This is a genomic window from Variovorax sp. YR566, assembly GCF_051992195.1.
GTDB lineage: Bacteria > Pseudomonadota > Gammaproteobacteria > Burkholderiales > Burkholderiaceae_C > Variovorax.
Genome location: NZ_CP197092.1, coordinates 2,251,247 through 2,267,103, shown reverse-complemented (window position 1 = coordinate 2,267,103; position 15,857 = coordinate 2,251,247). Strand labels below are relative to the sequence as shown.

At 64.6% G+C, this 15,857-nt stretch carries 15 protein-coding genes and 4 tRNA genes; 9 read left to right on the top strand and 10 right to left on the bottom strand.

From position 1 onward, the window contains the following. Positions 1-13: 13 nt before the first annotated feature. Complete coding sequence (gene polA / locus ACTG4X_RS10505) at positions 14-2,830, bottom strand: DNA polymerase I (protein ID WP_093172009.1); 2,817 nt, start codon at positions 2,828-2,830, stop codon at positions 14-16. Between the two features lie 97 nt (positions 2,831-2,927). On the opposite strand from polA, the gene ACTG4X_RS10500 reads away from it, so the two are divergent. The 3 genes from ACTG4X_RS10500 to ACTG4X_RS10490 are packed head-to-tail and all read left to right on the top strand — an operon-like array spanning position 2,928 to position 5,259. Then, positions 2,928-3,299, top strand: a complete 372-nt coding sequence (locus tag ACTG4X_RS10500) for a hypothetical protein (RefSeq protein ID WP_093049875.1) — start codon at positions 2,928-2,930, stop codon at positions 3,297-3,299. 55 nt (positions 3,300-3,354) lie between these two features. Further along, the gene (locus tag ACTG4X_RS10495; protein ID WP_440533752.1) at positions 3,355-4,413 is read left to right on the top strand and encodes a homoserine kinase; all 1,059 of its coding nucleotides are present in this window, start codon (positions 3,355-3,357) and stop codon (positions 4,411-4,413) included. 9 nt (positions 4,414-4,422) lie between these two features. Then, on the top strand, positions 4,423-5,259 hold the full coding sequence (locus ACTG4X_RS10490; protein WP_093172013.1) for a BPSS1780 family membrane protein: 837 nt from the start codon (positions 4,423-4,425) through the stop codon (positions 5,257-5,259). 29 nt (positions 5,260-5,288) lie between these two features. Here ACTG4X_RS10490 and ACTG4X_RS10485 read toward each other — a convergent pair whose 3' ends face one another. Beyond that, positions 5,289-7,709 carry a UvrD-helicase domain-containing protein gene (locus ACTG4X_RS10485; RefSeq protein WP_371127531.1) on the bottom strand — a complete coding sequence of 807 codons (2,421 nt, stop codon included), beginning with the start codon at positions 7,707-7,709 and terminating at the stop codon, positions 5,289-5,291. 206 nt (positions 7,710-7,915) lie between these two features. Here ACTG4X_RS10485 and ACTG4X_RS10480 point away from each other — a divergent pair, with 206 nt between their 5' ends. After that, positions 7,916-8,893, top strand: coding sequence for a GMP reductase (locus ACTG4X_RS10480; protein ID WP_093075435.1), 978 nt, complete (start codon positions 7,916-7,918; stop codon positions 8,891-8,893). Positions 8,894-8,914: 21 nt separating this feature from the next. Here the strand turns inward: ACTG4X_RS10480 and ACTG4X_RS10475 are convergent, their stop codons facing one another. Continuing rightward, positions 8,915-9,781: an alpha/beta hydrolase gene (locus ACTG4X_RS10475; protein WP_097199733.1), complete on the bottom strand. Its 867-nt coding sequence runs from the start codon at positions 9,779-9,781 to the stop codon at positions 8,915-8,917. 90 nt (positions 9,782-9,871) lie between these two features. Here ACTG4X_RS10475 and ACTG4X_RS10470 point away from each other — a divergent pair. After that, positions 9,872-9,947, top strand: a tRNA-Ala gene (locus ACTG4X_RS10470). 52 nt (positions 9,948-9,999) lie between these two features. Here the strand turns inward: ACTG4X_RS10470 and ACTG4X_RS10465 are convergent. Then, positions 10,000-10,707, bottom strand: a complete 708-nt coding sequence (locus ACTG4X_RS10465; RefSeq protein WP_093075441.1) for an SDR family NAD(P)-dependent oxidoreductase — start codon at positions 10,705-10,707, stop codon at positions 10,000-10,002. Positions 10,708-10,852: 145 nt separating this feature from the next. Here ACTG4X_RS10465 and ACTG4X_RS10460 point away from each other — a divergent pair. Continuing rightward, positions 10,853-10,928: transfer RNA gene (locus tag ACTG4X_RS10460), tRNA-Lys, on the top strand. A 67-nt stretch (positions 10,929-10,995) separates the two neighbouring features. Here the strand turns inward: ACTG4X_RS10460 and ACTG4X_RS10455 are convergent. Beyond that, positions 10,996-11,775 (bottom strand): AraC family transcriptional regulator, encoded by a 780-nt coding sequence (locus tag ACTG4X_RS10455; protein ID WP_440533751.1) that lies wholly within the window; start codon positions 11,773-11,775, stop codon positions 10,996-10,998. A gap of 129 nt (positions 11,776-11,904) precedes the next feature. Here ACTG4X_RS10455 and ACTG4X_RS10450 point away from each other — a divergent pair, with 129 nt between their 5' ends. Both ACTG4X_RS10450 and ACTG4X_RS10445 read left to right on the top strand, forming a co-directional pair. Continuing rightward, positions 11,905-12,531 carry an MSMEG_1061 family FMN-dependent PPOX-type flavoprotein gene (locus ACTG4X_RS10450; RefSeq protein ID WP_440534380.1) on the top strand — a complete coding sequence of 209 codons (627 nt, stop codon included), beginning with the start codon at positions 11,905-11,907 and terminating at the stop codon, positions 12,529-12,531. A gap of 13 nt (positions 12,532-12,544) precedes the next feature. Continuing rightward, a complete protein-coding gene (locus tag ACTG4X_RS10445) occupies positions 12,545-13,363 on the top strand; it encodes an SDR family NAD(P)-dependent oxidoreductase (protein WP_440533750.1) in 819 nt (272 codons plus the stop codon). 27 nt (positions 13,364-13,390) lie between these two features. On the opposite strand, the gene ACTG4X_RS10440 is transcribed toward ACTG4X_RS10445, so the two are convergent. Beyond that, on the bottom strand, positions 13,391-13,801 hold the full coding sequence (locus ACTG4X_RS10440; RefSeq protein WP_440533749.1) for a hypothetical protein: 411 nt from the start codon (positions 13,799-13,801) through the stop codon (positions 13,391-13,393). Positions 13,802-14,075: 274 nt separating this feature from the next. Here ACTG4X_RS10440 and ACTG4X_RS10435 point away from each other — a divergent pair, with 274 nt between their 5' ends. Next, positions 14,076-14,246, top strand: a complete 171-nt coding sequence (locus tag ACTG4X_RS10435; RefSeq protein ID WP_176928697.1) for a hypothetical protein — start codon at positions 14,076-14,078, stop codon at positions 14,244-14,246. 88 nt (positions 14,247-14,334) lie between these two features. Here the strand turns inward: ACTG4X_RS10435 and ACTG4X_RS10430 are convergent, their stop codons facing one another. The 4 genes from ACTG4X_RS10430 to ACTG4X_RS10415 all read right to left on the bottom strand — a co-directional run bounded on the left by ACTG4X_RS10430 (position 14,335) and on the right by ACTG4X_RS10415 (position 15,373). Then, on the bottom strand, positions 14,335-14,898 hold the full coding sequence (locus tag ACTG4X_RS10430; protein ID WP_093172026.1) for an HNH endonuclease: 564 nt from the start codon (positions 14,896-14,898) through the stop codon (positions 14,335-14,337). A gap of 51 nt (positions 14,899-14,949) precedes the next feature. Beyond that, positions 14,950-15,023 (bottom strand) — tRNA-His (locus ACTG4X_RS10425). Between the two features lie 25 nt (positions 15,024-15,048). Continuing rightward, positions 15,049-15,255, bottom strand: a complete 207-nt coding sequence (locus ACTG4X_RS10420) for a short-chain dehydrogenase (RefSeq protein WP_093172028.1) — start codon at positions 15,253-15,255, stop codon at positions 15,049-15,051. A 41-nt stretch (positions 15,256-15,296) separates the two neighbouring features. After that, positions 15,297-15,373, bottom strand: a tRNA-Arg gene (locus ACTG4X_RS10415). Positions 15,374-15,857 lie beyond the last annotated feature (484 nt).

The following is a 15,857-nucleotide window of genomic DNA, read 5'->3' as shown; positions in this document are numbered from 1 at the left end:
GTCTTTTTGTTCATCAATGCGCCTTGTCCCAATTGGGACCGACACCGATCTCGGCCAGCAGCGGCACCTTCAGCGCGGCCACGCCGGCCATGAGACGAGGGATTTCGGTGCGCACCCATTCGATCTCGGCCTCGGGCACTTCGAACACCAGTTCGTCGTGCACCTGCATGATCATCCGGGTGCCGCGCTTCTCCTCGTCAAGCACGTTCTGTACCTTGACCATGCTGAGCTTGATCAGGTCGGCGGCCGTGCCCTGCATCGGCGCGTTGATGGCCGCGCGCTCGGCGCCTCCGCGTCGCGGGCCGTTGGGCGAATTGATTTCGGGCAGGTAGAGGCGGCGGCCGAACACGGTCTCCACGTAGCCCTGCTCCTTGGCAAGCGCCTTGGTCTCGTCCATGTAGGCCTTCACGCCCGGGTAGCGCGCAAAGTAGCGCTCGATGTACGAGGCCGCGGCCTTGGTCTCGATGCCGAGGTTGCGCGCAAGGCCGAAGCTGCTCATGCCGTAGATCAGGCCGAAGTTGATGACCTTGGCATAGCGGCGCTGCTCGCTCGACACCTGGTCGGGCGTGGAGCCGAACACCTCGGCGGCCGTCGCGCGGTGCACGTCGATGCCTTCGGTGAACGCACGCAGCAGCGATTCGTCGCCGCTGATGTGGGCCATGATGCGCAGTTCGATCTGCGAGTAGTCGGCACTGGCGATCACGCTGCCCGCCGGTGCCACGAAGGCCTCGCGCACGCGGCGGCCTTCTGGCGTTCGGATCGGGATGTTCTGCAGGTTGGGGTCGTTGCTGCTGAGGCGGCCCGTGACGGCCACGGCCTGCGCATAGTGCGTGTGCACGCGGCCGGTGCGCGGGTTGGCGAGCTGGCCGAGCTTGTCGGTGTAGGTGCCCTTGAGCTTCGACAGGCCGCGGTGTTCGAGGATCTTGGCCGGCAGCGGATAGTCTTCGGCCAGTTTTTCAAGCACCTCTTCGTCGGTGCTGGGTGCGCCGCTCGGCGTTTTCTTGACCACGGGCAGGCCCAGCTTGGTGAAGAAGATTTCGCCGATCTGCTTGGGCGAACCGAGGTTGAAGGGCTGGCCGGCGATGTCGTAGGCCTCCTGCTCCAGCTCCATGATGCGCTTGCCGAGCTCGTGGCTTTGCGTGGCAAGCGTAGGGGCGTCGATCAGCACGCCGTTGCGCTCGACGCGGTAGAGCGCCTCGCTCGAATCCATTTCGAGCTGGTAGATGAAGCGCAGTTTTTCGTCGGCTTCGAGGCGCGGCCACAGCGTGTTATGCACGTCGAGCGTCTGGTCGCTGTCCTCGCACGAATACTCCGCCGCCTTGGCGATGTCGACCTGGCTGAACGGGATCTGGTGCGCGCCCTTGCCGCACAGGTCTTCGTACGAGATGCCGCTGCGACCCAGATGGCGCTCGGCCAGGCTGGAAAGACCGTGCGGCTTGTGCACTTCGAGCACGTAGCTCTGCAGCATGGTGTCGTGCGCGTAGCCCTGCACCTCGATGCCGTGGTTGGCGAACACGTGGCGGTCGTACTTGATGTGCTGGCCGAGCTTTTTCTTGGCACCGTTCTCCAGCCAGGGCTTGAGCTTCGCCAGCACCTCGTCGATGGGCAACTGCTCGGGCGCATCGGGGTAGTTGTGCGTAAGCGGGATGTAGGCCGCTTCGCCGGGCGTGACGCTGAAGCTCACGCCGACGATCTGCGCGACCATCTCGTCGAGCGAGGTGGTCTCGGTGTCGATGGCCGCGAGGTCGGCAGCTTCGAGCTTTGCGAGCCAGGCGTCGAACTGCGCCCAGTTCGTGATCGTGTCGTACTTGAGGTTGCTCGCGGGCGCGGCGGCCTCCTGCGCTTCGAGCTCGGAGGGCTCGTCGAACAGGCCGCCCTGGTCGCTGTCGGCCTTGGAGGCAGCCTTCTTCTTGATGCTCTCTTCGATCAGCTCGGGCGGCACTTCCTGCGCTTCGAGTGACTTGACCAGGCTCTTGAAGCCGAACTTCTCGTAGAAGGGTTTCAGTTCGGCCGTCTGCGGCGCGCCGACGGGCAGGCCTTCGAGCGACGGCAGGCCGGTAACGTGGCCGTCGAGGTCGCAGTCGGTGCGAATGGTGACGAGGCGTTTGCTCAACGGCAGCTTGTCGATGGCCTGGCGCAGGTTCTCGCCCGCGGCGCCCTTCACTTCGGCTGCGCGTTCGATCAATGCATCGAGCGAGCCGTATTCGAGCAGCCATTTGGCGGCAGTCTTGGGGCCGACCTTCGGGACGCCGGGCACGTTGTCGACCGTGTCGCCGACCAGCGTCTGGTAGTCGATCATCAGGTTCGGCGGTACGCCGAACTCGGACGTCACACCCGCCACGTCGCGCTTCTTGCCGTTCATCGTGTCGATGATGGTGATGTGCTCGTCGACCAGCTGGCTCAGGTCCTTGTCGCCGCTGGACACGATCACCTCGACGCCCTGAGCGGCGGCGACTTTTGCGAGCGTGCCGATGACGTCGTCGGCTTCCACGTCGGGCACGCTGAGCACGGGCCAGCCGAGCAGCTTCACCACTTCGTGGATGGGGTCGATCTGGCTGCGCAGGTCGTCAGGCATCGGCGAGCGGTTGGCCTTGTACTCGGGGTACCAGTCGTCGCGGAAGGTCTTGCCGGGAGCGTCGAAGATGCAGGCTGCGTAGTCGGCGCGCACCTCGCGCCGCAGCGCAGTCATCATGTTGATCATTCCCCGGATGGCGCCGGTCGCCGGGCTCTTGGGATCGCCGGGCACGGCCCGCAGATCGGGCATCGCGTGGAAGGCGCGGTAGAGATAGCTCGAGCCATCGACGAGCAGCAGCGTTTTCTTGTCGGTCATCGGGCCATTTTGCCGTGCCCGCGACGGCGTCCGAAGCCACGACGGCACGAGGTGTCAACCGACGCCCCGGAACCGGGGGCGAGCCTACAATCAAGGCATGCCTAGCTCCACACTCCTGGTCGCCCGCCGCATCCTGCTGGCGCTGGCTTTCGCAGCCCCCTTTGCCGCCGTACAGGCGCAGCAGCCCGCAGCCGCCCCCGCGGCGGCTCCGGCCGCATCGCTACCAAATCAGGAGCAGGACAAAGCCGAAGGCCGACGCAACCAGAAGGTCGAGAACATCCATACCGAGGACAGCGGTGCCTCGGTCGACGAAGTCCGCTACGGCGGCCGCACGCAGAGCATCAACGTCACGCCCAAGGCCAACGTGCCGGGCTACGAAGTGCTGCCCGCCGACGCGTACACGGGACGCCAGGGTTCGTCCGAAACGGGCGCCAATGGCCCCCGCGTCTGGAACGTGATGAAGTTCTGACCGTGCGTTCTTTCGTCCTAGTTTTTGCAGCGGCAACGCGGCGCTGAGTACCGCGATGGCAGTTTTCACCGAAGTCAGTTTCGGCGAGGCAGACGCGCTCGTCCAACGCCTGGGCCTGGGCCCGCTGCGCGAACTGCGCGGCATCGAGGGCGGCATCGAGAACACCAACTACTTCGCGACCACCGAGTCCGGCGAGTTCGTGTTGACGCTGTTCGAGCGCCTGAGTGCCGAGCAGCTCCCGTACTACCTTTGTCTGATGAAGCACCTGGCGGCTGCCGGCCTGCCTGTTCCCGCGCCCGTGGCGGCAGCCGAGCCCGTCGCCGCCGAGAAGCCCAGGAAGAACCAGCCCCCCGTGCCCGCCGAAGCCGCGTGCGACCTGTTGCACATCGTGGCCGGCAAGCCTGCGGCGGTGGTGCAGAAACTCTCGGGCCACAGCGAACTGGCCCCCGGCATGGCGCATTGCGCCGAACTGGGCGCGATGCTGGCACGCATGCACCTCGCGGGGCGCGACTACCCCCGCATCCAGCCGAACCTGCGCGGCCTGCACTGGTGGAACGAGACGGTGCCGGTGGTGCTGCCGTACATCGAGGAATCGCAAGCCGCCCTGCTGCGTGCCGAACTGGCCTACCAGAACCACGTCGCCGAGTCTTCGGCCTATGCGGCCCTGCCGCGCGGCCCGGTGCATGCCGACATGTTCCGCGACAACGTGATGTTCGCGACCGGTGGCGAGGCCGGCGCTGCGCCCCGCCTGACCGGCGTGTTCGACTTCTACTTCGCCGGCACCGACACCTGGCTGTTCGACCTGGCCGTGTGCCTGAACGACTGGGCCATCGACCTGCCGACGGGCCGGCACGATGCCGAACGCGCCGATGCGCTGCTGTCGGCCTACGAAACCGTGCGAAAGCTGAACGCCGCCGAGCGCGCCCTGCTGCCCGCGATGCTGCGCGCCGCGGCGCTGCGCTTCTGGATTTCCCGGCTCTGGGACTTCCATCTGCCGCGCGAGGCGAGCATGCTCAAGCCCCATGACCCCACGCACTTCGAACGCGTGCTGCGCGACCGCGCCACCCACCCGCACGCCATGGCACAGGCCCTCGAGCCGCTGCTGGCTGCCTGACCTCTACACATGAAACTCAACCTCGTGCCGGCGCGAACCGGCGTCGAATGGGTCCGCCTCGGACTCAAGAACTTCTGGCGGCAGCCGCTGGCCTTTGTCTCGCTGTTCCTGATGTTCATGGCGCTGATCACGAGCATTTCGCAGCTGCCGCTGATCGGCAGATTCATTCCGTTCGTGCTGCTGCCGTTCTCCACGCTGGGCTTCATGGTCGCGGCGTCGGTGGCCGACGCCTCGGCGACCAACACCGATCTTCCTGGGGAAGCGGGCGGCGTGAAGAAGCCGACCGGCGCGCTCATGTTCCTGTCGGTGGCCCGTGCCATGCGAACGGAATGGCGCGCTCTGGCTGTACTTGGCGTGATCTCGGCGGTGTATTGCTTCCTGACCGTGTTCCTGACGGCACTGGTCGATGGCGGCCAGTTCATGCGCAGCTACCTGCTGGGCGAAACCCCGACCAAGGAAGTGCTGGAAAGCAGCCGCTTCCAGATGGCGAATCTGCTTCAGATGTGCCTCGCGCTACCGCTGGTCGCGGCGATGTGGCATGCCCCCGCGCTGGTTCACTGGCACCGGGTGGAGCCGGTGAAGAGCATTTTCTTCAGCCTGGTGGCGATGTTCCGGAATTTCGGCGCCTATGCGCTGTACTGGCTCGCGTGGTGCGGCGTGCTGGTGCTTGGCCTGCTGGCGGCGGCGCTGGTCGGCACCATCGTGATCGGCGTGGGCTCTCTGGGCTCGGACACCGGCGCAATGGCCATCGGTAACATCCTGATGGTCGGCACGGTGCTGACGCTCGCCGCCATGGCGCAGGCGTCGAACTGGTTCACCTTCCGCGACACTTTCAATCCGGACTGAGTGCCGCCGCAGCAAGCGGCGCCCTGAACTCAGATCGGCGTGAGCTTGGCCACCGACAGCGCCAGCCACTTAACGCCATGCCGCGCGAACTTGACCTGCGCGCGCGCATCGTCGCCGGTGCCTTCCAGCGCGGTCACCGTGCCTTCGCCGAACTTGTTGTGGAACACCTGCATGCCCGAGCGCAGGCCGTGTGAAGGCGCTGTCTTCTGCGGCGGCACGGGTGGGCTGGCGAAGGTGTCCTTGTCGCGGCTGCTGCCGCCGCCTCCATAGCCACCACCGCTGTAGCCGCCTCCACCGCCGCGCGTGCTCGCGTAGCCTCCGCCATAGCCGAAGGCCGATGGAGTGAAGCCCTGGTTCTTGGGCGTGAGCCACTTCAGCGCGCCTTCGGGCAGCTCGTCGAAGAAGCGGCTCTTGACGTTGTAGCGCGTCTGGCCGTGCAGCATGCGCGTCTGCGAATGGCTCAGGTACAGGCGCTTGCGGGCACGCGTGATCGCCACGTACATCAGGCGGCGTTCTTCCTCGAGGCTCTCGAAATCGCTCATCGAGTTCTCGTGCGGAAACAGGCCCTCTTCCATGCCGGTGATGAACACGCAGTCGAACTCCAGGCCCTTGGCGGCGTGCACGGTCATCAGTTGCACCGCGTCCTGCCCGGCCTGCGCCTGGTTGTCGCCCGATTCGAGCGCGGCGTGCGTGAGGAAAGCGGCCAGCGGGCTCAGTGTTTCGCCGGTCTCGGCGTCGGGCGCGAGCGGCTCGTCGAGCACCGGACGGCTCGGGTCGATGCCCTGGCTCGCGGGCGACTGGCGCAGCTCGTCGACCGGCAGCGCCACGGCGTCGCGGCCGAAGCCTTCCTGCGTGACGAAGCTCTCGGCCGCGTTCACGAGTTCGTCCAAGTTCTCGAGGCGGTCGGCGCCTTCGCGGTCGGCCTTGTAGTGCTCGACGAGGCCGCTGTGGTCGAGCACCAGCTCGATGATCTCGCGCAGGCTCACGCCTTGGGTCTGCTCGCGCAGCACGTCGATCTTGGCAACGAAACCCGTGAGGTTGGCGCCGGCCTTGCCGCCGACGACGCTCACCGCATCGTGCAGCGAACGCCCGGCCGCGCGCGCCGCGTCCTGCAGGGTTTCGAGCGTGCGCGCGCCAATGCCGCGCGGCGGGAAGTTGACGACGCGCAGGAAGCTGGTGTCGTCGTCCTTGTTCTCCAGCAGGCGCAGATAGGCCAGCGCGTGCTTGATTTCGGCGCGCTCGAAGAAGCGCAGGCCGCCGTACACGCGGTACGGCACCGAGGCATTGAAGAGCGCCGTTTCGATCACCCGGCTCTGCGCGTTGCTGCGGTAGAGCACGGCCATTTCCTTGCGCTCGTAGCCGTCGCGCGCGAGCTGGCGCATTTCCTCGACCATCCACTGGGCTTCGGCGAGGTCGGTGGGCGACTCGTACACGCGCACCGGCTCGCCCGGGCCCTGGTCGGTGCGCAGGTTCTTGCCCAGGCGCTTCTTGTTGTGGCTGATGAGCTCGTTGGCCGAGTCGAGGATGTTGCTGTAGCTGCGGTAGTTCTGCTCCAGCTTGATCTGGTGGCGCACGTCGAACTCGCGCACGAAGTCGGTCATGTTGCCCACGCGCGCGCCGCGGAAGGCGTAGATGCTCTGGTCGTCGTCGCCCACGGCGATCACGCTGCTGTTCTCGCTCGGTGTGAACTGGCCCGCGACGGTGTTGCCGGTGAGCATCTTGATCCACGCGTACTGCAGGCGGTTGGTGTCCTGGAACTCGTCGATCAGGATGTGGCGGAAGCGCCGCTGGTAGTGCTCGCGCACCGGGTCGTTGTCGCGCAGCAGTTCGTAGCTGCGCAGCATGAGCTCGCCGAAGTCGACCACGCCTTCGCGCTGGCATTGTTCTTCGTAGAGGCGGTAGAGCTCGACCTTCTTGCGGTCGTCGTCGCTACGCACTTCTACGTCGCCGGGGCGCAGGCCGTCTTCCTTGGCGCCGGCGATGAACCACTGGGTCTGCTTGGCCGGGAAGCGCTCGTCGTCGACGTTGAACTGCTTCATCAGGCGCTTGATGGCCGAGAGCTGGTCTTGCGTGTCGAGGATCTGGAAGGTCGACGGCAGGTTGGCCAGTTTCCAGTGCGCGCGCAGCAGGCGGTTGCACAGGCCGTGGAAAGTGCCGATCCACATGCCGCGCACATTGACGGGCAGCATCGCCGTCAGCCGCGTCATCATTTCTTTCGCGGCCTTGTTGGTGAAAGTCACGGCGAGGATGCCGCCGGCGGAGACCTGGCCGGTCTGCAGCAGCCAGGCGATGCGGGTGGTAAGCACGCGCGTCTTGCCGGAACCGGCGCCGGCCAGGATCAGCGCGTTGCCCTCTGGCAGCGTGACCGCGGCGAGTTGCTCCGCGTTCAGGTTCTGGAGCAGCGGCAGCGCTGGGGGGTGGGCGTCAGCCGCAGGATCGTTAAACAACATCATGCGATTGTAGAAACCACGGCGTATGCGGGTTATATGAAGAACCGGAAGACCTGCCTTTGCGAGACCGCGTAAAATCAATCACCGGGCCCAAGTTTCTTGCGCCCGGTTTTTTGTGGGCGTTTTCCTTGCAGAACGCACCGCGAAAGCCGGCCGGACCAAGCGCTCATTCGTTTCTTTCAACGATTCCTTTCAGGAGCCTGGTCATGCAAATTTTCGATTACGACAACATCCTCCTGCTCCCGCGCAAGTGCCGCGTGGAGAGCCGCTCCGAGTGCGACACCAGCGTCACGCTGGGCGAGCGCAGCTTCCGCCTGCCGGTGGTGCCCGCCAACATGAAGACGGTGGTCGACGAGTCGATCTGCCTGTGGCTGGCGCAGAACGGCTACTTCTACGTGATGCACCGCTTCGACCTCGACAACGTCAAGTTCGTCAAGGAGATGCAGGGCAAGGGCGTGTTCGCTTCCATCTCGTTGGGTGTGAAGAAGGCCGACTACGACACCGTCGATCAACTCGTGGCACAGGGCCTCGTGCCCGAGTACGTCACGATCGACATCGCACACGGCCACGCCGACAGTGTGAAGAACATGATCGGCTACCTGAAGGAAAAGCTGCCCAAGACCTTCGTGATTGCCGGCAATGTCGGCACGCCCGAAGCGGTGATCGACCTCGAGAACTGGGGAGCTGATGCGACCAAGGTCGGCATCGGCCCGGGCAAGGTCTGCATCACCAAGCTCAAGACCGGCTTCGGCACCGGCGGCTGGCAGCTGTCGGCGCTCAAGTGGTGCGCGCGCGTGGCGACCAAGCCGATCATTGCCGATGGCGGCATTCGCGACCACGGAGACATTGCCAAGAGCGTGCGCTTCGGCGCGTCGATGGTCATGATCGGCTCGCTGTTCGCGGGGCACGAGGAGTCGCCGGGCAAGACGGTCGAGGTCGACGGCGTGCTGTTCAAGGAGTACTACGGCTCCGCCAGCGACTTCAACAAGGGCGAGTACAAGCACGTCGAGGGCAAGCGCATCCTCGAACCCATCAAGGGCAAGCTGGCCGAAACGCTGGTCGAAATGGAGCAGGACGTGCAGAGCTCGATCAGCTACGCGGGCGGCCGCGCGCTGATGGACATCCGCAAGGTCAACTACGTCACGCTGGGTGGCGACAACGCGGGCGAGCACCTGCTGATGTAGGCCGCCCCACCCGGGCGCCGGTCAGGCTTCCAGCAACTGCACCGCGTGCCGGTGCAGGGTGTGGGCAGGATCGGCGAGCGCGTCGACCACATCGAAGTGGTTGAGCCCCGGTAGCACCTCGCACACCGGCACGGTGTTGCGTCCCCACGCCTCGCGGATCATCGCGTTGTGGCGGATGAACTCTTCGCTCTCCCCGCCGCCAGCAACGGCGTAGAGCTGGCCGCGTTTGGGCGCAGGCCACCGTGCCGGGCTGGCACGCAGGGCGTCTGCATCGGTCAGCTTCAGCACATTCTCGAGAAATGGCGTGCGCTGCAGCGGGCGAAGGTCGTAAAGGCCCGAGATCGACAGCGCGTTGCGCACGAGCTGCGCGGGCAGATCGGGTGCGACCGCCTTCCAGTCGCAAGCCAACAGCGCCGCCGCCATATGACCACCGGCCGAATGGCCTGCGACGGTGATCCGCGAAGGATCGCCGCCATGGGCCGCGATGTGGCGCCAGGTCCATTCGAGCGCACGCACCATCTGCAGCAGGATGCCGGGCACCGTGACAGGCTGCTCCGGCGTACCGGGGCACAGCGCGTAGTTGGGCTGGACCACGCAGATGCCGCGGTCATTGAACGCAGGCGCAATGAAGGAGTGGTCTTTCTTGTCCATGGCGCGCCAGTAGCCGCCGTGGATGAAGACCAGCACGGGCGCGTCGGGCACCGGTGCGGGAAAGATGTCGAGCGTTTCGTTCACGCCCTGGCCGTAGGGAAGATCGATCCGCGCCGGCAAGGCCTCGCGCACTGCGGCCGATTCGCGCGCCCATCGCTCGAAGTACGCGGGGTGATCTTTCACCCGCGCAAGGTTGTTGTACATGCCTTCCAGCCAGGCGGGGTCGAACGAGGCCATGCGGTCTTTGCTCCGTGTTTCGCGAGGCGCGCATCTTGGCACGGCAGAGTGCGCCAAAACAGGAGTTCCGGTTAAAATTCGCCCTGCGTTGGGGGGGTAGCTCAGCTGGGAGAGCGCCGCGTTCGCAATGCGGAGGTCGTGAGTTCGATCCTCATCCTCTCCACCAACCAATACAGAAAAGGCCTTGGCATCCGCCAGGGCCTTTTCTTTTTTCCGGCTCAGGTATCGAGCGTCAGATGCTGGCCGTGCAGCGCCGCGGCGCCCGGCGATGCAAGGAAGCCGATCGTCTGAGCGGCGACCGAGGTCGAGACCCAGTCAGCCGGATTCGCATCGGGCATCGCCTGCCGGTTGGCCGGCGTGTCGAGCACGCTCGGAGCCACGCTGTTGATGTTGACGCCATGCGGTGCCGCCTCGGCGGCCATGGCTTCCACCAGCCGCTGCAGCGCACTCTTCGAAGCGATGTACGCGGCCATGGCCGGCACGCCGCGCGCTGCGACCTTCGCCGTCACGGCGATGACGCTGCCTGCGCGTCGCTCGATCATCGAGGGCAGCACGGCCTGCGTCACCGCCACGAACGACCATGCGTTGAGATTCATCATCCGGTCCCAGCTCGCGCGCGTGAGCGCATGCGTCGCCTCACCCATCTCGAAGCCGCCTGCGATGTGGACCAGCGTGTCGATGCGACCGAAAGACTTGAGCGCCTGCTCCGCGAGGGCTGCCATCTCGGACGCGGAAGTCACGTCGCCCGCCAGCAAGAGGTGCTGCGAGTTGTCGAGGCCCGGGAAGACCTCCGCAAGACGACCTGCATGATGGTCGACCAGCGCAAGGCGCGCGCCCTGGTCGATGAAGTGCTGAGCCACGGCACGGCCCAGTGCGCCTGCGGCGCCGGTGATCAAGACATGGGGCGTGGTGTTGGCGTCGCTCATCGAAGTTCTCCTGGTTGAGAGGGCCGTGCCCCCGTCGTCGGTAGAGGCGAATCCTAACGCCGCGACCTACAAATTTTTTGGACGGACAGAAATTCTGGGATATACTCGTGGTCTTGCCAGAAAACACCAAACGTTTTCAACGCAAGGGCTCTTAGCTCAGTTGGTAGAGCAGCGGACTCTTAATCCGTAGGTCGAGTGTTCGAGTCACTCAGGGCCCACCAACCAACATCGCGTCATCGCTGGAACGCCCGCTACTCACAAGGTAGCGGGCGTTTTTCATTGTGGCTGCTACCGCATGTACTGAGTGGGAGTGGCACCAAACGTGCGCTTGAACAAGGCAATGAACGCACTGATGTTGCTGTAGCCGAGCTCGAGGGCAACGGTCGTGACGGAGCGTCCCTCAGCCAGGAGCTCCAACCCACGCAGCAAGCGCGCACGCTGCCGCCATGTTCCAAGGCTGTATCCGGTCTCCACGGGAAAGCGACGGTTCAGCGTGCGAGGCGAAATATTCGCCAACCCGGCCCAGGCGTCCAACGAACGATCGTCAGCGGGCTGCGCCAGGAGCTCTTGCGCGATCTTCATCAGCGATGGGCTTGTCGGCATCGGCAGGCTGAGCTCTTCGATCGGCAAGGACCTGATCTCGTTAACCACGACGAGTTCGAGCAAACCTCGCATCACTCCAGCAGGCTCGCTGTTGAGACTTTCAAGCCGCCGCACTGTCTCGCGCAACAGGGCCGAGATACGAAGCGTCGCCGGTCGTTCAGGCAGCCCCTCACCCGCACCGCTCTGAACGTAGATGCTCCACGTGTCGACCTGTCCGTGCGCGCTCGCCCAGTGCAGTTGCCCGGGCGGTATCCACACCGCGTGCACGTTCGGCACGAGCCATTTGCCGAACTCCGTGCCAAGCGTCAGCAGGCCTCGCCAAACACCAAGGAGCTGCCCTCGTCCGTGGCTGTGAGGCTCCACCAGCGAACTCCCTTCGACGCATTGGGAAACAACGATCGCCAACGGCCCCGCGGCGCCATCTTTCAGGTCCGCAAGGTCGGGCTGCTGGGTTGTCGAGGACATGGCGCAAATGAGCTATTGAATGGCCTGAACAGCATAGCAACGCCAGACCCAAAAACCTAGCATCGATCCAACACTTCAGAGCAGATGACCGCCATGCAAGCCCAAGACATCCTTCCCGACAGTGCCGACATGGAAGACAGAGCAAGAGAACGCAACGTCGTTGCACTCGGCGAGCTGTACGCCGAGCCATCCCCGATGATCCAGAAGGCGGTGTCTCGCAGACTGACCGAGTACCACCGCCCCTACCTTGAAGCCGCGACGTTCTTCTGCCTTGCGACGGGGCGCGAGAGTTCGGGCCTCGACGCTTCTCCGCGCGGCGGTCCGCCTGGCTTCGTGCACATGCTCGATGCCCAGACGCTCACGTTCGCGGATTGGCCCGGCAACAACCGCATCGAGTCACTGAAAAATCTGCAGGACGACGACAGGGTTGCAATGCTCTTTCTCTTTCCCGGGCTGGATGTGTTCATGCGCATCAATGGCCGCGGGCACATCTCCACATCGCCGGATCTGCTTGGCAGGCTTGTCGAGCGAGGCAAGCATCCCAAAGCCGCCGTTGTGGTCACGGTCGAGGAAGCCTTGTTCCACTGCGGCAAGGCCGTCAATCGCGCGCGGCTGTGGGATCCCACCGCACTCCTGGATCGCAACTCCCTGCCAACGGTCGGGACAGTGCTGGTCGCACTTGCAGAGCTGAACGACGTCTCTGCGTCGGTCCTTGATGCGAAGTACCAGGACGCGGTCAAACACGATTTGTACTAACACGGAGCAACACATGACATCCAAGGTTTGGTTCATCACAGGCACGTCTCGAGGGCTCGGACGCGCATGGGCACAGGCGGCGCTGGAACGCGGCGACAAGGTCGTGGCAACAGCTCGCTCCATGGAGGCACTACAGCCGCTGGTGGCGAAGTACGGCGACGCCATCCTCCCGGTGACTCTCGACGTCACGGATCGCGACGCAGTATTCGCAGCGATGGACGCGGCGATTGCCCGTTTCGGCCGACTCGACGTCATCGCCAGCAATGCCGGCTATGCGTTGTTCGGCACCATCGAGGAAAGCAGCGAACCGCAGGCGCGTGCGCAGTTCGAGACCAACCTCTTCGGAACTCTCTGGGTCATTCAAGCAGCGCTTCCCCACCTGAGGGCGCAAGGCGGAGGGCACATCCTGGTGACCTCGAGCGTGGCGGGGATCATCACCTTCCCCACTGCCGGGGTCTACAACGCAACCAAATGGGCGGTCGAGGGACTCGTGGAGACGCTCGCATCGGAAGTCGGGGCCTTCGGCATCAAGGTGACGCTCGTCGAGCCCGGCGGCTACGACACGGACTGGCGAGGAGCCTCGGCCATCAGCGCGGAGCCGATGCAGGTCTACGAGGGGCTGCGCCAGAAGATCAAGGCCCTCAGCGCCACCCGAGCGCTGGGCAATCCGGTTGCCACGACTGCGGCGATCCTCGCTGTAGTCGATGCAGAGGAACCGCCGCTGCGACTCTTTCTCGGAAAGGCCTGCTTGCCTGCCGCGAAGCAGGCCTATTCGCAACGCATGTCGACCTGGGAAGCCTGGGCTGCCGTGTCCGAGGGAGCACAAGGCTGACCTGCGGACCGCCGGTGAACCGGACTATCAGGAAGCGGCTCCCTGCCGCGCGATCCAGTCGTCGACACAGCGATCGAGCAGATCGCGCCGCTCACCCACCTCGGCCATCAGATACTGGCGCGCGTGTGTCTGCGCCAGTTCGCTCGACAGGAACCATTGCTCGCGCTCCGGGCTTCCTTGTGCCGGCGGCGCACCCCATGCCGAACTGCCGAGAAAAGCCTCGGTGACGGGCAGTCGCCCATCGGTCTTGCCGATGTCCGACAAGGCGTCTCGCGCGCCGCCGAGGACGATGCGCACCTGCACGACCTCATCGTCCGCCTCGATGGAGGCCGCGAGGCCGCCCGCTTGATGCACGTGCCAGAGTTGCGCTGCAGAAGCATTGCGAACCCAGCTCTCCAGCGCGCGCGTCAAACTTTCAAGAATGATTTCTTTGTTCATACGGGAATATTTCACGGTTTTGCCTATCACTTGCAACCTGCTTCGGCCCCGACCTGCAAAAGACACCCATTGGGCATGGCATCTTGTACCTGCTGTCACGCATCACAACAACAAGAGACACAGGGATATCAACTTCGAAGCCAAAAAGCTCGTTCGGCCCGCTCATGCGGGTATTTTTTTGCCCGGCCGCGGCCAGGGCCAGTGACGATGTTCGGAGGCCACAGAATCTGACCTGCCTCGGACCACGCTTCGGGCGTGAGCTATATTTCCTCCCATGGAAAAGGCGTCCGACATAGGCAAACCCACCGTCCCCATCGACCTGATCGGGCCAGATCACTGGCCGCGCTCGAAGCGCGGTTCCGGTCGTGCCACCAAGGTGATCCTCGCGGTCGTGGGTGGATTGGCGGCCGCAGGCCTGATCGCCTACCGCTTCTTCGGGCGCTGACCACCGATCCCCCGCACAAACAAAAGCCCGCCGTCCGGAAGACAGCGGGCTTTTTTCATGGACATGGGTCAAGGGCACAGCCCTGCCCTTACTGAAGCCGCGAGCCCTTGGGCAGCCGCTTGGCCAGCCACTCGTGCACGTCCGCACGAATGTTGCGGCCTTCAAGCAGAAAGTTCTCATAGCGGCTCGGCACATAAGGCAGATAGACCAGCGGCATGCCTGCTTCCTCCGGCGTGCGCGCGGCCTTGCGGTTGTTGCAGACCGCGCATGCGCTCACGAGGTTGGTCCAGGTCCACGGGCCTCCGCGCGATTCGGGCAGCACGTGCTCGCATTGCAGGTCGCGCTCGTGGAACACGCCCGCGCAGTAGGCGCAGGTGTGACGGTCGCGGCGCAGCAGCTTGCTCTTGGTGACGCTCGGAATCACGTCGAAGAGGTTGATCTTCGACGCACCGCGCAGCGCGATGATCGGCGCCACTTCGACGCGCGACTGCACACCGCGCGCCACGTTGAAGCCGCCACGCAGCGTGGCCAGCGGCAGGTCGCCGTCTTCCCATGCGACCGAGCCGGTCGCGTAGTGCAACACCGCCTGCTCCAGCGAAATCCAGGCTTGCGGCGTGCCCTGAATATCGAGTTGCAGGACGTGAGGGTGCATGACTCGCCTCCTTTTGCGGCGATGGTTGTGAGGTTGAATGAAATGAAACCATGGGGTGCACGAACGGAATCGAACCGTCGTCAGCGGGACCACAACCCGCGGCTCTGCCGTTGAGCTACGTACACCATAAGAAAAAGACGAGCAGCCGACTCACCACTCGCCGACCGCGCGCACGCGCTGGTCGAGATCGAGGCCTTCGAGTGGCGCCTCTCGGCCCGGCGACGTCGGCGCGCGTTCGTTCGCGCGACGTGCATCGGTCACGATGCCGAAGCGTTGGGCCAGGGCCAGCACCATGCGCTTGCGCGGTTGTGCCGGGCGCACGGTGATCATCCGGATCGGGGTGTTGCGCTTGCGCATGGTGGCTCCTTGGTTGTGTGACAGCTGAACAAAGAAAGAAATGGCCCCACGTGCACGACTCGAACGTGCAACCCCTTGCTTCGTAGGCAAGTGCTCTGATCCATTGAGCTAACGCGGGTCAAAAAACAAAAAGTGTCCGGTTACGAGTTCCGGCGCCGCCCAATCTTTGCGGCCGGTTTCCGCGGGAGGGCCATCTGCAATGGCCCGGTCCCGCTCGGGTTCGGTGTTGTTCAAAAAAGCGGTGGCCCGCTTTCCATTTCGGTTGTGTCCTCACGCGACGGACAGCGCGCTGGGCGCTGCCCCGTACGACGTCGCTGCACAGGAGTGATCAATTCCTGCACATCCCGCCAGACCGTCTACGCGGTGGGCTCTGGCGGTGTGGTGAAGGCACACCCGAAATGGCAAACAAGAAGCCAAAAACAAAAAGGCCCGGAACCTTGCGGTGTCCGGGCCTCTGCATGAGAGAGCTTGGAAGATGTGCGCCTATGCGCAACCTCCACCCGGTAGCACCTGATCCTCGACTTTTCCAACGCGCAGGCTGGCTGCAGCTTTTGTGGAATACACGTGGCTCTGGTGCTGATTCAGTCGGAACGACGGCATGC

What these genes read in the sequence shown, in the direction of transcription:
- polA (WP_093172009.1), bottom strand. Translation starts at nt 2,830, where the DNA reads ATGACCGACAAGAAAACGCTGCTGCTCGTCGATGGCTCGAGCTATCTC.
- ACTG4X_RS10485 (WP_371127531.1), bottom strand. Translation starts at nt 7,709, where the DNA reads ATGTTGTTTAACGATCCTGCGGCTGACGCCCACCCCCCAGCGCTGCCG.
- ACTG4X_RS10450 (WP_440534380.1), top strand. Translation starts at nt 11,905, where the DNA reads ATGGAAGACAGAGCAAGAGAACGCAACGTCGTTGCACTCGGCGAGCTG.
- ACTG4X_RS10500 (WP_093049875.1), top strand. Translation starts at nt 2,928, where the DNA reads ATGCCTAGCTCCACACTCCTGGTCGCCCGCCGCATCCTGCTGGCGCTG.
- ACTG4X_RS10475 (WP_097199733.1), bottom strand. Translation starts at nt 9,781, where the DNA reads ATGGCCTCGTTCGACCCCGCCTGGCTGGAAGGCATGTACAACAACCTT.
- ACTG4X_RS10455 (WP_440533751.1), bottom strand. Translation starts at nt 11,775, where the DNA reads ATGTCCTCGACAACCCAGCAGCCCGACCTTGCGGACCTGAAAGATGGC.
- ACTG4X_RS10490 (WP_093172013.1), top strand. Translation starts at nt 4,423, where the DNA reads ATGAAACTCAACCTCGTGCCGGCGCGAACCGGCGTCGAATGGGTCCGC.
- ACTG4X_RS10480 (WP_093075435.1), top strand. Translation starts at nt 7,916, where the DNA reads ATGCAAATTTTCGATTACGACAACATCCTCCTGCTCCCGCGCAAGTGC.
- ACTG4X_RS10430 (WP_093172026.1), bottom strand. Translation starts at nt 14,898, where the DNA reads ATGCACCCTCACGTCCTGCAACTCGATATTCAGGGCACGCCGCAAGCC.
- ACTG4X_RS10440 (WP_440533749.1), bottom strand. Translation starts at nt 13,801, where the DNA reads ATGAACAAAGAAATCATTCTTGAAAGTTTGACGCGCGCGCTGGAGAGC.
- ACTG4X_RS10445 (WP_440533750.1), top strand. Translation starts at nt 12,545, where the DNA reads ATGACATCCAAGGTTTGGTTCATCACAGGCACGTCTCGAGGGCTCGGA.
- ACTG4X_RS10435 (WP_176928697.1), top strand. Translation starts at nt 14,076, where the DNA reads ATGGAAAAGGCGTCCGACATAGGCAAACCCACCGTCCCCATCGACCTG.
- ACTG4X_RS10495 (WP_440533752.1), top strand. Translation starts at nt 3,355, where the DNA reads ATGGCAGTTTTCACCGAAGTCAGTTTCGGCGAGGCAGACGCGCTCGTC.
- ACTG4X_RS10465 (WP_093075441.1), bottom strand. Translation starts at nt 10,707, where the DNA reads ATGAGCGACGCCAACACCACGCCCCATGTCTTGATCACCGGCGCCGCA.
- ACTG4X_RS10420 (WP_093172028.1), bottom strand. Translation starts at nt 15,255, where the DNA reads ATGCGCAAGCGCAACACCCCGATCCGGATGATCACCGTGCGCCCGGCA.